12 protein-coding genes are annotated in these 15,170 nt (G+C 61.4%); 7 read left to right on the top strand and 5 right to left on the bottom strand.

Features of this window, described 5'->3' with window-relative positions; translation table 11 throughout:
* A partial coding sequence (locus PspCFBP13508_RS26835; protein ID WP_137216243.1) for a retention module-containing protein occupies positions 1-1,492 on the bottom strand: 1,492 nt, incomplete at its 3' end.
* Positions 1,493-2,024: 532 nt separating this feature from the next.
* Here PspCFBP13508_RS26835 and PspCFBP13508_RS26830 point away from each other — a divergent pair.
* The 3 genes from PspCFBP13508_RS26830 to PspCFBP13508_RS26820 all read left to right on the top strand — a co-directional run bounded on the left by PspCFBP13508_RS26830 (position 2,025) and on the right by PspCFBP13508_RS26820 (position 7,076).
* Positions 2,025-3,383: a TolC family outer membrane protein gene (locus tag PspCFBP13508_RS26830; RefSeq protein ID WP_137216242.1), complete on the top strand. Its 1,359-nt coding sequence runs from the start codon at positions 2,025-2,027 to the stop codon at positions 3,381-3,383.
* Positions 3,384-3,544: 161 nt separating this feature from the next.
* Positions 3,545-5,704 (top strand): type I secretion system permease/ATPase, encoded by a 2,160-nt coding sequence (locus PspCFBP13508_RS26825; protein WP_130912064.1) that lies wholly within the window; start codon positions 3,545-3,547, stop codon positions 5,702-5,704.
* Positions 5,705-5,714: 10 nt separating this feature from the next.
* Positions 5,715-7,076 carry an HlyD family type I secretion periplasmic adaptor subunit gene (locus tag PspCFBP13508_RS26820; protein ID WP_137216241.1) on the top strand — a complete coding sequence of 454 codons (1,362 nt, stop codon included), beginning with the start codon at positions 5,715-5,717 and terminating at the stop codon, positions 7,074-7,076.
* 118 nt (positions 7,077-7,194) lie between these two features.
* Here PspCFBP13508_RS26820 and PspCFBP13508_RS26815 read toward each other — a convergent pair whose 3' ends face one another.
* Both PspCFBP13508_RS26815 and PspCFBP13508_RS26810 read right to left on the bottom strand, forming a co-directional pair.
* The gene (locus PspCFBP13508_RS26815; RefSeq protein ID WP_137216240.1) at positions 7,195-7,791 is read right to left on the bottom strand and encodes a DTW domain-containing protein; all 597 of its coding nucleotides are present in this window, start codon (positions 7,789-7,791) and stop codon (positions 7,195-7,197) included.
* A gap of 6 nt (positions 7,792-7,797) precedes the next feature.
* Positions 7,798-8,691, bottom strand: a complete 894-nt coding sequence (locus PspCFBP13508_RS26810) for a LysR family transcriptional regulator (RefSeq protein WP_007956593.1) — start codon at positions 8,689-8,691, stop codon at positions 7,798-7,800.
* 602 nt (positions 8,692-9,293) lie between these two features.
* Here PspCFBP13508_RS26810 and speB point away from each other — a divergent pair.
* The 4 genes from speB to PspCFBP13508_RS26790 all read left to right on the top strand — a co-directional run bounded on the left by speB (position 9,294) and on the right by PspCFBP13508_RS26790 (position 13,774).
* Positions 9,294-10,244, top strand: a complete 951-nt coding sequence (speB, locus tag PspCFBP13508_RS26805) for an agmatinase (protein WP_003222717.1) — start codon at positions 9,294-9,296, stop codon at positions 10,242-10,244.
* A gap of 10 nt (positions 10,245-10,254) precedes the next feature.
* Positions 10,255-10,677 (top strand): nuclear transport factor 2 family protein, encoded by a 423-nt coding sequence (locus PspCFBP13508_RS26800; protein WP_130912062.1) that lies wholly within the window; start codon positions 10,255-10,257, stop codon positions 10,675-10,677.
* Between the two features lie 51 nt (positions 10,678-10,728).
* Positions 10,729-12,231 carry a cytosine permease gene (locus tag PspCFBP13508_RS26795; protein WP_076566505.1) on the top strand — a complete coding sequence of 501 codons (1,503 nt, stop codon included), beginning with the start codon at positions 10,729-10,731 and terminating at the stop codon, positions 12,229-12,231.
* 163 nt (positions 12,232-12,394) lie between these two features.
* Complete coding sequence (locus tag PspCFBP13508_RS26790) at positions 12,395-13,774, top strand: sodium:solute symporter (protein ID WP_137216239.1); 1,380 nt, start codon at positions 12,395-12,397, stop codon at positions 13,772-13,774.
* Positions 13,775-13,935: 161 nt separating this feature from the next.
* On the opposite strand, the gene PspCFBP13508_RS27780 is transcribed toward PspCFBP13508_RS26790, so the two are convergent.
* Complete coding sequence (locus PspCFBP13508_RS27780) at positions 13,936-14,064, bottom strand: PA1414 family protein (RefSeq protein WP_003184145.1); 129 nt, start codon at positions 14,062-14,064, stop codon at positions 13,936-13,938.
* Positions 14,065-14,206: 142 nt separating this feature from the next.
* A complete protein-coding gene (locus PspCFBP13508_RS26785) occupies positions 14,207-15,100 on the bottom strand; it encodes a LysR family transcriptional regulator (protein ID WP_076566500.1) in 894 nt (297 codons plus the stop codon).
* Positions 15,101-15,170: the final 70 nt, after the last annotated feature.

Below are 15,170 nucleotides of genomic sequence, written 5' to 3'. Positions count from 1 at the left end.
CGGCGACGCCATTGTTCACCACGGCAATTCCACCGACGGTCAGCGTTGTGACGCCGTCCAGTGCGGTGATGGTGAACGTGCCGTTTCGCGTCAGCGCGCCAGCATCCGGGGCGCTGCCGTCGCTGAGGTTTTTTTCGTAGATCGTCAGCTCGCCACCGGCGACGTTCAGGCCATCGATGGTGACTGGATCGTCGTTGTTGTGGATCTGCAGAACCAGATTGGCGCTGCTGCTATCGCCGTCGGCATCAGTGATCGTGTAGGCGAAGGTTTCGGTGCCGTTACCGCCGCCGGTCAAGGCTTTGAAGTCGGCGTCGCTGGTATTCAGGGTGTAGGTGTATGTGCCGTCGGCGTTCAGCACCAACGTGCCGTAAGTACCGGTGAAAGTACCCGGCGTGACCGGTCCGGTGGGTACGCGGTCGGCGCCTTGTATGTCGTTGGTGAGGACGTTGCCGGTCAGGGTCAGCAAGGTTTCCGAGGCAATGCCGTTGGCGTCGTCAAACGCTTTGGGCACGTCGTCGGTGATATTCACATCCAGCGTGCCAGTGGCGCTGTCGCCGTTGCTGTCGGTGGCGATCACTGTGAACTGTTCGCTGAGGTTGTTCACGCCGTCGCCGGCCGCGTGGGTTTCGTTGCCGTTGAGGGTGTAGCTGTAGCTGACCGTGCCGGTCGCCGCGTTATAACCGGTGATGGTCAGGGTGTTGCCCAGTTGCGTGGTGATCGACTGGGGAAAGCCGATCGGCACGCCGCCAACAATCACGTTGATGCCGCCGATGCTCAGGCTGTTCAAACCATCCGCTGCCGAGACCGTGAAGCTGCCACTTTGCGTCAGCGCGCCTGGATTGGCCGCTGTACCGTCAGGCAGATTGGCTTCATTGAGGTTGAGTTCGCCATCCGCTCCATTGAGGCCGTTGAGGATAACCGGATTGTTCACCGGTGGCGGTGGCACCACGACTGGCGCTGGCGTGTCGTCGCCATTGTCGATGTCCGCATCGCGACGATACTCGGGAAATTCGGGAATACCGTTGAAGCCAGCGGTGGGGAAACCAATGATCGGATCGACTCGGCCGCCGACTTCGGTGAGCAGAACGAAACTGTGCCCGCCGCCAAGTTCACCGGTATTGCCGGTGGGCACGTTGGGGCCAGCCGCGGTGGCTTCGGCGGTTTTGCTTGGGTCTTCACCGGCGGCGATGGCTTGCTGGATCTGCTCGACATCGGTCAGTTGCGCCTGGCTCGGGGTCTGCGCTTCGTCGACGTTCACCGGGACAGCCTGGTCGGCCAGCAATTGCCCGGTCATGGTGATGCTGCTGCCCCGGCCGAGGGTCAACTCCTCGCCGTTTTGCAGTTTCACTGCCACCGCGCCTTCCGCGCCGGTGATCAGTTGATCGCCGGCGTACAAACGATCGCCTTCGAACAGCGGACGCTTGATGCCGTCGCTCGCCTGAGCGAACACCTGACCAATGACTTTTGTGACCGTACCGATGAGCGCTGCCATGTGAAATCCTCCGCTGCCGACCACCGTCGGCACAGGTTCGCGAAGCAGCCCATGGCTCAATCGGGTTGCCGGGGGCGACGCTCGCACCCTCGACAGTTCGTTTCGCAGGCCCGGTTTGAAACGAATTGTCAGCGCCATCAAGCACTTGCCAACCCTGTTCAATCCATCGACCCACTAGCGCTACGTAACGGTGGTGAATCACCCGAGCGACAAAAATCTGTCGCTCAATCGCCGTTACGCGTCCCTCCCCTTCAGCGGTACTTCGCAGTGTCTTGCAAAGTGAATGGAACTTTCCTCAAGCCTTTTCGAGCTCCCTAAAGCGCATAAAACAAAGGCTTTCGAGCTGAACAATGTGCTGCTTTTGAAAAACCGCATAAGTTTTTTTTGGAATAAGTCTTATGAAAATTTTTTCTTAGCTACGCTCTAGGATGTTCTTAGCTCTGTTGTTACAAGAGTGAAACGCTTACACCCTAAATTTACGTCAAATATTTGGCGACAGTAACACAACATTGAGATCCAGGGAGATGCACCCATGCGCGTTTTAACCCCCCTCTGCAGCGCGGTTTTGCTGGCCATGGCTTGCACTTCCCAAGCCCAGGCGATGAACCTCACCGAGGCGATTCAGAGCACCATCGCTACCCACCCGGAACTGGCTTCGCGCGTGGACGCCCGCTTGTCTGCGGATGAACAGGTGAAAGTGGCAAAAGGCGGGTTTTATCCGTCGGTCGATCTGAACGCTGCCTACGGGCGCGGCTACAGCGACAACACCAACACCCGCGCCTTCGGTAATCACAACACCGAAATCCTCAATTACACCCAGTCCGAGCTGCGTCTGCGGCAGATGATCTTCGACGGCTTCAACACCGCCAACGAGGTCGAGCGCACCAAGGGCGTGTCCAATTCGCGCGCCTACTACGCGCAAGGCACCGCACAGGATCTGGCCCTGCGCACCATTGAGGTCTACCTCGAAGTGCTCAAGCGGCGTGAACTGGTGACGCTGGCCAAGAACAATTTGCAGGCGCACTTGCGCGTCAACGATCAGATCGGCCTGCGCACCGAGCGCGGCATCGGCAGTACCGCCGACTCCGATCAATCGGTTGCTCGTCGTGCACTGGCGCAGAACAACCTCGACACCGCCGAAGTCGATCTGGCCGACGCCGAATCGAATTTCTACAGCGTGGTCGGACGCATGCCCGATGAGCTGGAAACCCCGGCCTCGACTCGTGGTGAGCTGCCGCCGGACCTGCGTGAAGCGCAGCAGAGCATGGTCGACAACAACCCGTACCTGAAATCGGCCCAGGCGGACGTGCAGTCCGCCGAGAGCCAGTACGAAGTGGCCAAGTCGCCGTTCTACCCGCGCTTCGACGCGGAAGCGGCAGTGGGTGCGAACAACAACGTGCAGGGCGACGAAGGTCACGACAACGAATGGCGTGTCGGTGTGGTGATGAACTACAACCTGTTCCGTGGCGGCAGCGACAAGGCACGCCTGGCGGCAAATGCCCACGACATCAACCAGGCCATGGACATCCGCAATAACGCCCTGCGTCAGCTCAACGAGAACATTCGCCTGGCCTGGAGCGCCATGGAAAACGCCAAGAAGCAGACACCGACCGCCCGCGAATACGCCGAAACCACCAAACGCGTGCGCGCTGCTTATCAGGATCAGTTCGGCCTCGGCCAACGCACCCTGCTCGACCTGCTCGACAGCGAAAACGAGCTGTACAACGCCAACCGCCGCTACACCGAAATCCGCTACACCGAGGAATACTCGATGTACCGCGTGCTGGCGAACATGGGCCAGTTGCTGAGCAAACAGCGCGTGGTGCTGCCGGCTGATGCGATTGCCACGACCGAAGTGAAAAACCAGGCGCGCCTGCCGGAACTGAAATAAACGGTGCAGGAACTGACTTTGCCCTGATCGTTCCCACGCGCAGCAAAGGAATGCCTCAAGGGACGCTCCGCGTCCAGTGACGCGGAGCGTCACGGGCTGCATTCCCACGCAGAGCGTGGGAACGATCCGATAACCGAGCCCGTTCAACAGAGGCAATCACTATGACCAGCATGGAACCCGGCGCCACCGGGGTCGATCCGCGCCTGAGCTTCGACGACCCGTTACTCGACGGCCTGCTGATCCTCTGCAAACTGCATGGCGCCACGGTCAGTCGTGCCAGCCTGAGCGCCGGGCTGCCTCTGAACAAACAACGCCTGAGCCTCGATCTGCTGCCCCGTGCAGCCGCGCGGGCCGGATTACAGGCGCGGTTGTTGCGCCGTGACCTGAAAGACATTTCGCCGCTGAACCTGCCGATCCTGCTGCTGCTCAACGACGGCCGCACCGCCGTACTGCGACGGTTTGGCGAAGATGGCAAAGCCCTGCTGCTGCCCAGCGAAGCCGACGGCGGCGAGCAATGGGTCAGTCGCGAAGAGCTCAGCGAACACTACAGCGGCCAGGCCTTGTTCGCCCGTCCGCGCCACGAACTCGAAGACCTGCGCGCGCCGCTGGTGCCACGGGTAAACGCGTGGTTTCGCGACACTCTCAAACTGTCGAAATGGCTGTACAGCGATGCGATCCTCGCCAGTTTCCTGATCAACCTGCTCGGCCTGATGGTGCCGCTGTTCGTCATGCAGACCTACGACCGCGTGGTGCCCAATCAGGCGACCTCGACGCTGTGGGTGCTGTCGATCGGCCTGTTGATCGGCACCGGTTTTGAACTGGTGCTGCGCGTAGTGCGTGCGCACCTGCTCGACACCGCCGGCAAGAAAACCGATGTGATCCTCTCGGCGACGCTGTTCGAGCGCATCACCGGGATGTCGATGAAAGCGCGGCCGGCGACCATCGGCGGCTTTGCCCAGAGCATTCACGATTTCCAGGGCCTGCGTGAATTTCTCACTGCCGTGACCCTGACCAGCCTGATCGACTTGCCCTTCGTGGTGTTGATGCTGGTGGTGATCGGCCTGCTCGGCGGCTGGCTGGTGGTGATTCCGCTGCTGGCGTTTCCGATCACGATCATTTTCGCCATGGCGATTCAGGTGCGCCTGCGTGACACCGTGCAGAAAAGCCTGAGCCTCGGCGCCGAGCGTCAGGCCGTGCTGATCGAAACCCTCGGTGGCCTGGAAACCCTCAAGGCCTGCGGCGCCGAAAGCGAGCGTCAGCACAAATGGGAAAGCACCCACGGCGCCCTCACCCGCCTCGACAGCCATGCGCGCAACCTGTCGGCGCTAGCCACCAACGGCACGCTGTTCATCCAGCAGTTTTCCGGGATGGCGACGATTGTCGCCGGGGTCTACAGCATCATCGCCGGCAACCTCAGTGTCGGCGCGCTGGTCGCCACTTACATGCTCGGCAGTCGTGTGCTCGCCCCGCTCGGGCAGATCGCCGGGCTGATCACCCGCTACCAGCAAGCGCAACTGACCATGAAAAGCACCGACGCGCTGATGGCGCTGCCGCAGGAGCGCGACGGCAAACAGCGGCCGCTGGAACGCACGCAATTGCAAGGCGCACTCGACGTCAACGGCGTGACGTTCCACTACAACGGCCAGAATGCGCCAGCGCTGAGCGAGGTCAGCTTCAGCCTGAAAGCCGGCGAGCGGGTCGGCATCATCGGCCGCAGCGGTTCGGGCAAAAGCACCTTGGCGCGGCTGGTCATGGGTTTCTATGAAGCGGAGGAAGGTCAACTGCTGCTCGACGGCCTCGACCTGCGCCAACTGGACGTGGCTGACCTGCGCCAGCAGATCGGTTATGTCGCCCACGACTTGCCGCTGCTGGCCGGCAGCCTGCGCGACAACCTGACCCTGGGTGCGCGCTACATCAGCGATTCACGCATGCTGGAAGTCGCCGAACTGACTGGCGTCACCGAACTGGCCCGACAACACCCGCAAGGCTTCGACCGACCGGTGGGCGAACGCGGGCAACTGCTATCCGGCGGCCAGCGCCAGGCGGTGTTGCTGGCGCGCGCGCTGCTGCTCGATCCGCCGATCATGCTGCTCGACGAACCCACCAGCGCCATGGACAACAGCAGCGAGGACGCGCTGCGGCAGAAACTGCATGGCTGGGTGCAAGGCAAGACCCTGCTGCTGGTCACTCACCGCACCTCGATGCTGAGCCTGGTGGACCGGTTGCTGGTGCTGGACAACGGCCGGGTCGTCGCTGACGGCCCGAAAGAAGCGGTCATCGATGCACTGCGCAAGGGCCGTGTCGGCTCGGCGGCGGTCTAGGAGTTACGCCATGCCTGCTTCCTCCGATAGCAAATCACGCGGCTACTTCGACAGCTTCGGCAAAAGCGCCGAAGCCGAGTTCATGCCGGAAACCGCCGGCGCGGCGTTGCAGGATTCGCCGCGCAAATCGCGGATCACCGTGTGGCTGGCGGCAGCGCTGCTGATCGCCGCCCTGGTCTGGGCCAAATTCGCCGTGCTCGAAGAAGTGACCATGGGCGAAGGCAAGGCGATTCCGTCGAGCAAGGTTCAGGTGATCCAGAACCTCGAGGGCGGCATCGTCACCGAGATTTTCGTTCGCGAAGGTCAGATGGTCGGCAAGGGCGACACCCTGCTGCGTCTGGATGACACGCGCTTTCGCTCGAACAAGGGCGAAAGCGAGGCCGACCGATATGCGCTGACAGCCCAGGTAGAACGGCTATCGGCGGAGGCCGAGGGGCGCCCCTTCAAACTCTCCGCTGAAGTCATCGCCAAAGCGCCGCAAGTCGCCGAGGACGAGCGCTCGCTGTACGAGCAACGCCAACGCCGCTTGGCCAGCGAACAGCGCACCCTCAGTGAACAACTGCGGCAAAAAACCCAGGAACTGGCGGAGTTTCGCTCCAAGCAGGGCCAGTTCAGTTCCAGCCTCGCGTTGTTGCAGCAAGAGATGAACATGTCCGAACCGCTGGTGAAAACCGGTGCCGTGTCACCGGTGGAAATCCTCCGCCTCAGACGCAGTGCGGTGGAGATCCGTGGTTCGCTGAACGCCACCACGCTGGCGATTCCCCGCGCCGAATCGGCCATCGCCGAGATCCGCAGCAAGATCGACGAATCCGAGCAGACCTTCCGTTCCGAGGCCGCCAAAGAGCTGAATGAGAAACGCACCGACCTGTCGAAAATCACCGCGTCGAGCATCGCCATCGACGATCGCGTCAGCCGTACCACGGTGACTTCGCCGGTGCGTGGCGTGATCAAGCAGATGAAGGTCAACACCATCGGCGGCGTGGTCCAGCCGGGCAGCGACATGGTCGAAATCGTGCCGCTGGAGGACAACCTGCTGATCGAAGCCAAGGTCCGCCCGCAAGACGTCGCGTTCCTGCATCCGGGCCAGAAAGCCATGGTCAAGTTCAGTGCCTACGACTACACGATTTACGGCGGGCTGAGCGCCAAGCTCGAGCTGATCGGCGCCGATACGATCACCGATGACAAGGGCAACAGCTTCTATCTGATTCAGGTGCGCACCGACAAGAATCACCTGGGCGGCGATGTGAAACCGCTGCTGATCATTCCGGGGATGGTGGCGACGGTGGACATTATTACTGGCGAGAAAAGCGTCTTGGATTACTTGCTTAAACCGGTGTTGAAAGCGCGGACTGAGGCGATGCGCGAGCGCTAGTGATCTTTGAATTGCGGTGATTGATCTGGCGCTTTCGCGAGCAGGCTCGCTCCCACAATTGGAATGCGTTCCCCTGCGGGAGCGAGCCTGCTCGCGAAGAGGCCCGCACAGACAATGATCATCTGTCGCCATGGTTACGCTGAAAAACCTCCTCCCCCATCGCCGCAATCTGCCCTTCGATCAGCGCTTCAAACGGCTTGAGCAACGGCGCAAACGTCGTCGGCGCTTCGAGGGTTTCCAGCGCCTGCACGATCGCCTCGATCGTCGATAGCGCCCCCGGCCCCGGTGCCTTGCGCAAGCGATAGCGCGACACACCGCCCTCGGCCAGGGTCACCCGTGGCAGTGCTGCCAGCAGCGGATTGAGGTGCAGCATCTTGCGCGCTTTGCGCCAGGTGCCGTCCGGGACGACCAGCAACATTGGCTGATCATTTGGCACGTAAACCTGCAACGGCTGCGCATCCTCAGCCGGGAACAGCAAGCGCGCCTGATAACCCGGCTGGTTCAACAGCGTCGGCAAATCCTCGAACACCTCACCCACAATCAGCTCGGCATTGCTCAGCCCCAGCGCAGCCAAGCGCGCGGTATTGAGCGCGTGACTGACCTCGCTCGGATGCTGCAGCAGCAAGACTCGGGTGCGGCTATCAAGATGCGGAATCAATGGGCACAGGCAATGGGTCTGGGGGCGCAGGCAGCGCGGGCATTGGGCTCGGGACATGATGGGTTACGCCTGATTCAATTGCGCTTTGAGCAAATCGCGGAAGGTCTGGATCAGCGGCTCGCGGCTGCGGCCCCTGCGCATGATCATCGAAAACGGCGCCTGATAACCGAAGGTTGCCGGCAGCAGAACGCGCAGATCGCCCTTGTCGGCCCAGGCCTGCGCGTAGTGCTCCGGCAGATAACCGATGTACGCGCCGGAGAGCACCAGAATCAGCTGCGCTTCCATACTTTCCACAGTCGCGGCGCTGTGTTTGAAACCGTGCCGGGCCAGTTCCGCCTGACTCCAGTACCCGCGCCCGACCATCCGTTGCTGGGTGATGACCTGCTCGGGAATGCGCCGTTCGTTGAACAGTGGATGGCGACTGCTGCAATACAGCCAGTGCTGCTCGCGGTACAGCGGCATGTAGACCAGACCGCTCATGCGCGTGGAAAACGCACCGATCGCCAGATCGAGGCGATTGTCCTGCACGCCGAGCTGCAATTCATAAGGGCTCATCACTGACAGGTGCAAATGCACCGCCGGGTGTTCCTGGCTGTAGGCGCCGATGGCTTCAGCAAACGGCAGGGCCTTGTCGCTGACCGTGGAATCGATCACCCCGAGATTGAGCGTGCCGCGCAGTTCGCCCTTGAGCGCGGCGGCATATTGCTCGAAGCCTTCAAGCTCGGCGAGCAGGCGCAGGGTTTCCTGATGGAACAGCTCGCCCTTGCTGGTCAGGCTGAACCCGCCGCGCCCGCGATGGCACAGCACCAGACCAAGCGCGGCTTCGAGCTGGCTCATGTAGGTGCTGATCGCCGAGGTCGACAGGTTGAGTTCCTGCTGCGCGTTGGCGAAACCCTGATGGCGCACGACGCTGACGAAGATGCGCAGGAGTTTCAGGTCGGGTAAAGCGTTGGCCATGTCTACTCCGGGCTTTGCAACTGTGTGTCTGTGGGAAAAGCCCCTCACCCCAGCCCTCTCCCCGTGGGAGAGGGAGCTGATCTCCATGGCTTTCAAATCCTGAGTTCGACTCGATCTTTCAGGTCAATGCAGATTCCGCCAACAACTCGGTCGGCCACCTCTTTCCGAGGGAGAGGGAGCTGATCTCCATGGCTTTCAAATCCTGAGTTCGACTCGATCTTTCAGGTCGATGCAGATTCCGCCAACAACTCGGTCGGCCACCTCTTTCCGAGGGAGAGGGAGCTGATCTCCATGGCTTTCAAATCCTGAGTTCGACTCGATCTTTCAGGTCGATGCAGATTCCGCCAACAACTCGGTCGGCCCCCTCTCCCTCTGGGAGAGGGCTGGGGTGAGGGCAACAATCCCCAGCCGAACACACTATTCGAATCCGACAAAGTCTAATCTCAGCGCCGCCATTAGTTTAGAAAAATCTGAACTAAGTTTTTGCCCGTAGCGATTCTTCCCCGTCACTACATTTCGCATGATCGGCCCCACAGCGGCGTCCGAACCTGTGCTCAACGGCGCGCCGGGATAAATAAAACAAAGACGATGAGGCCCTACCCGTGGACAAGATTCTTCACCAACCACTGGGCGGCAATGAAATGCCGCGCTTCGGCGGCATCGCCACCATGCTCCGACTTCCCCATGTACCGACCGCTGCCGGCCTCGACGCTGCCTTCGTGGGCGTGCCGCTGGACATCGGCACTTCGCTGCGCCCCGGCACCCGCTTCGGGCCGCGCGACATCCGCACCGAATCGGTGATGATCCGCCCGTACAACATGGCCACCGGCGCCGCGCCGTTCGACTCGCTGTCGGTGGCCGACATCGGTGACGTGGCGATCAACACCTTCAACCTGCTCGACGCCGTGCGCATCATCGAAGAAGCCTACGACAACATCCTCGAGCACAACGTCATCCCGATGACCCTGGGCGGCGACCACACCATCACCCTGCCGATCCTGCGCGCAATCCATAAAAAGCACGGCAAGGTTGGCCTGGTGCACATCGATGCCCACGCTGACGTCAACGACCACATGTTCGGCGAGAAGATCGCCCACGGCACCACGTTCCGTCGTGCCGTCGAAGAAGGTCTGCTCGATTGCGATCGCGTGGTGCAGATCGGTTTGCGTGCCCAGGGCTACACCGCCGACGACTTCAACTGGAGCCGCGATCAGGGCTTCCGCGTCGTTCAAGCCGAAGAGTGCTGGCACAAGTCGCTGGCGCCGTTGATGGCGGAAGTGCGCGAGAAGGTCGGTGGCGGTCCGGTGTATCTGAGTTTCGACATCGACGGCATCGACCCGGCCTGGGCGCCCGGCACCGGCACCCCGGAAATAGGCGGCCTGACCACCATTCAGGCGATCGAAATCGTCCGTGGCTGTCAGGGCCTCGACCTGATCGGTTGCGATCTGGTAGAAGTCTCGCCCGCTTACGACACCACCGGCAACACCTCGCTGCTGGCCGCCAACCTGCTGTACGAAATGCTCTGCGTACTGCCTGGCGTGGTTCATCGCTGAGGGTCGGGTCATGCACGCACGTGATCAGGTTTTGCACGCGGCCGCCGAGTTGGTCGCCGCGTTTGCGCGTAACGATCGCGAAGCTTACTTCGGCGCATTCAGCACCGATGCCAGCTTCGTTTTCTACACCCTCGACCAGCCGTTGCTGTCGCGCGATGCCTATCAGGCGTTGTGGGACCGCTGGCGCGCCGAGGAGGGTTTCGAGGTGCTGTCGTGCACCTCGAGCAACGCCTTTGTCAGCCTGCAGGGTGACGTGGCGGTTTTCATCCATGACGTGGCCACCGAGCTGCGCATGCAAGGGGAGCAACACTTCAGCCAGGAGCGCGAGACGATTGTTTTCAGAAGACAAACGTCGAGCCTAGAACAACAAGGCCTATGGCTGGCCTGTCACGAACATTTGTCCGCAATGCCGGAAGGGCTGCCACCCCCTTAGCCAATGGTGACGCTCACGCACGATGAGCGCGCCTGATGATCGGAGCAGATCATGAATAACAACAACAACGAAAAAAGCCTTAGCAGCATCGAAACAAACGGGGTCGAACAGATCCCGGATCATGAGCGCGACGCCCGACCCAGCGACTTGTTTCGCTTGATCTTCGGCGGCGCCAATACGTTTGCCACCGCTGTGCTCGGCAGTTTCCCGGTGCTGTTCGGCCTGTCGTTTCAGGCGGGTGTCTGGGCGATTGTGCTGGGTGTGGTGGTCGGTGCGCTGATCCTCGCACCGATGGGCCTGTTCGGCCCGCTCAACGGCACCAACAACGCTGTGTCTTCCGGTGCGCACTTCGGCGTGCACGGGCGGATTGTCGGCTCGTTCCTGTCGTTGCTGACGGCAATCGCGTTCTTCTCGCTGTCAGTGTGGAGCTCGGGTGATGCGCTGGTCGGCGGTGCCAAACGCCTCGTTGATCTGCCGGAAACCGACCTGACCCTGGGCCTAGCCTACGGTCTGTTCGCGCTGCTGGTGCTGACCGTGTGCATCTACGGTTTCCGCATCATGCTGTGGGTCAACCGCATCGCCGTGTGGGCCGCGAGCCTGTTGTTCCTGCTCGGCATCTTCGCCTTCGCCCCTGCTTTCGACAGCCAGTACGCCGGCAGCGTGGCGCTGGGTCAGGCCGGGTTCTGGGCAGCATTCATCGGCGCTGCACTGGTGGCGATGAGCAACCCGATTTCCTTCGGTGCGTTCCTCGGCGACTGGTCGCGCTACATCCCGCGTGAGACGCCGAAGGGCCGGATCATGCTGGCGGTGATCGCCGCGCAACTGGCAACGTTGATCCCGTTCCTGTTCGGCCTCGCCACCGCGACCATCGTCGCGATCAAGGCACCGGACTACATCGCCGCGAACAACTATGTCGGCGGCTTGCTGGCCGTGTCGCCGAGCTGGTTCTTCCTGCCGGTGTGCCTGATTGCGGTGATCGGCGGCATGTCCACCGGCACCACGTCGCTGTATGGCACCGGGCTGGACATGTCCAGCGTGTTTCCGCGCGTGCTCTCCCGGGTCAAAGCGACCCTGCTGATTGGCGTGCTGTCGATCGCCTTCATCTTCATCGGCCGTTTTGCGGCGAACCTGGTGCAAAGCGTGTCGACCTTCGCCGTGCTGATCATCACCTGCACCACCCCGTGGATGGTGATCATGATCATCGGCCTGCTGGTGCGGCGCGGCTTCTACTGCCCGGATGACCTGCAAGTGTTCACCCGCGGCGAACAGGGCGGACGCTACTGGTTCAACCATGGCTGGAACTGGCGCGGTCTGGGGGCGTGGATTCCCAGCGCACTGGTCGGCCTGTGCTTCGTCAACCTGCCGGGGCAGTTCGTCGGCCCGCTGGGCGAACTGGCCGGCGGCATCGACATCAGCTTGCCGGTGACGTTGGGCCTGGCGTCGGTGGTGTATCTGACGCTGCTGCGCCTGTTCCCCGAACCTAGGGAAGTGTTTGGGCCAACGGATGTGCGCAGCGAAGCCGCCATAAAACCCGAACTACGTCAGGCCGCCTGAATAAACGCAAAACCCTGTGGGAGCGAGCCTGCTCGCGAAGACTTCAGCACATCCAACGTTGATGTGACTGACAGACCGCCTTCGCGAGCAGGCTCGCTCCCACAGGAAGCCTTGCAGACCCCATTTGCTTGACCATAAAAAAGACAATCGGAGACACGCCATCATGGCTTTGGATTTATTCGTCGTACTCATTTATGCCGCTGCGATGCTGATTCTCGGCTACTACGGCATGCGCAAGGCCAAGACCCACGAAGACTATCTGGTTGCCGGGCGTAACCTGGGGCCGTCGCTGTACATGGGCACCATGGCAGCGACCGTCCTCGGCGGCGCGTCCACCGTCGGCACGGTCCGTCTGGGTTACGTGCATGGCATCTCCGGGTTCTGGCTGTGCGCGGCACTGGGCTGCGGCATCGTCGCGCTGAACCTGTTCCTCGCCAAGCCCTTGCTGAAACTCAAGGTGTTCACCGTTACCCAGGTCCTGGAGAAGCGCTACAACCCGATGGCGCGCACCGCCAGTGCGACGATCATGCTCGCTTACGCGCTGATGATCGGCGTGACCTCGATCCTGGCGATCGGCACCGTGCTGCAAGTGTTGTTCGGTCTGCCCTTCTGGATTTCCGTACTGCTCGGCGGCGGTATCGTGGTGATTTACTCAACGATCGGCGGCATGTGGTCGCTGACCCTGACGGACATCGTCCAGTTCGGCATCCAGACGGTGGGCCTGATGTTCCTGCTGCTGCCGATCTGCCTGTACCGCGTAGGCGGCTGGGATCAACTGGTCGCGCAACTGCCGGCGGCCAGCTTCAACTTCACCAGCATCGGCTGGGACACGATCATCACCTACTTCATGATCTACTTCTTCGGCATCCTGATCGGCCAGGACATCTGGCAGCGGGTGTTCACCGCCAAAAGCGAAAAAGTCGCCAAGTACGCCGGCACCTCGGCCGGGATCTACTGCATCATCTACGGCCTGGTCTGCGCCTTGATCGGCATGGCTGCGCATGTGCTGATTCCGGATCTGGATAACGTCAACAACGCTTTTGCCGCCATCGTCAAAGTCTCGCTGCCTGACGGCATCCGTGGCCTGGTGATCGCTGCCGCACTGGCGGCTATGATGTCCACCGCCAGCGCCGGCCTGCTCGCCGCGTCCACCACCCTGACCGAAGACCTGCTGCCGAAACTGCGCGGCGGCAAACAATCCAACGTCGCGGTCAGCCGTCTGTTTACGCTGCTGACGGGGATCGCGGTGTTGGGCATTGCTCTGGTCGTCAATGACGTGATCAGCGCGCTGACCCTGGCTTACAACCTCTTGGTCGGCGGCATGCTGATTCCGCTGATGGGCGCGATTTTCTGGAAGCGTGCGACTACCGCCGGGGCGATCAGCGCGATGACGCTGGGCTTTATCACGGCGCTGGTGTTCATGGTCAAGGACGGCATGGACGCGAACTCGCCGATCTATTACAGCCTGGGTGTCAGTCTGGTGAGCTTTATACTGGTCAGCCTGTTCTCGCCGCGCCCGGCGACCGTGGCAACGGCGGTGTGAATCGGCTGTAACGACTTGACGTTTTCTTCAGCGGGTGTGGCGTCGGTGGCCACACCCGTCTTTTTCGCTTGGCGAAAAGCAAAAGATCGCAGCCTTCGGCAGCTCCTACACTTTGTAGAAACTGCCGACGGCTGCGATCTTGAAATCTCTGATCGCAGGTATTAACGGCGACGTGGCTGGCGTCGGCGCTGTTCGTCGTCCGTGCGAATCGGTACCGGTTGCAGAGGCGGTTCGATCAAACCGAGGGCAACTCCCAAATCGTGCAGCCAGTTCTGGATTTTCTCTTTCATCGTCATGCCCCCTTCAGGGTGGTGCTGAGCGGCCGGAATTCTGAGGCCGCTTCGCACTGATAATAGTCCGAAGTCCTACGCAATGCTCGGTCAAATCCGCAATGATCTGTTACTGAATTGAACAGAATCTGTTGCGATTGGTTCACGCTGTTTCACGCACTTCATGCAAAGCCACGGGATAGACCGCTTGCTGCACGTCGATCCAGGCATTCAGGTTGGCCCCGGCCATGCCCTTGCGCCACATGAGCCATGTTGTCGCACCCGCGAACGGCTCGGCCAACGGATGCACGGCGACGCTTTCACGACCCGGCAGGCTGGCCAGCATCGACTCGGCCATCAACGCCACACCACTGCCGGCAATCACACAGGCGAGCATGCCCTGATACGACTCGATCTCCATCGGCCGGCCCATCGCCGCGTGGTAGTGAGAGAACCACGCTTCCAGACGCATGCGATAGGAACAGCCCTGACGGAAGGTGAATACCGAGCGCCCCTCGACATCCCGCGCGCTGTGCACCGGTGGATGGTCGATTTCGGTGATCAGCACCAGGCGTTCTTCGCACAGCGGCACGCCATCGAGCCCGGCCAACTCCAGCGGTCCGTCGACCAACGCCGCGTCGAGGCGGCCGGTGAGCAACCCTTCGAGCAGTTCGCCGGTCGGCGCCGATTGCACCTGCAAATTCACCATCGGGTATTGCTTGTGATAACGCGCCAGCAACGCCGGCAGATGGATCGCCGCCGTGCTGTACATGGTGCCCAGCACGAAGTCGCCGGCCGGTTGCCCGCCCATCACCGCCGCACTGGCCTGATCGCGCAGAGCGAAAAGTTTGCCGGTGTAATCGAGCAAAACCTTGCCCGCCGGCGACAGCTGCAAGCGCTGCCGTTCGCGTACGAACAGCTCAACGCCCAGTTGCTCCTCAAGCTGTTTCAGGCGCGTCGACAGATTCGACGGCACGCGATGCAGGCGCTCGGCAGCGCGGGTGATCGAGCCTTCTTCGGCGACCGCCTGAAATATCCGCAGTTGGCTGAATTCCACTACCTTCTCCTGAACAGAACAAGTTACTCACTATTATTCAATTTTAAAGAAAGTCAATCGATCCTAGCCT

It is taken from the genome of Pseudomonas sp. CFBP13508 (genome assembly GCF_005233515.1).
GTDB lineage: Bacteria > Pseudomonadota > Gammaproteobacteria > Pseudomonadales > Pseudomonadaceae > Aquipseudomonas > Aquipseudomonas mercuritolerans.
The sequence above is the reverse complement of the archived record's forward strand: the minus strand, read 5'-3'. Positions and strand labels throughout refer to the sequence as shown.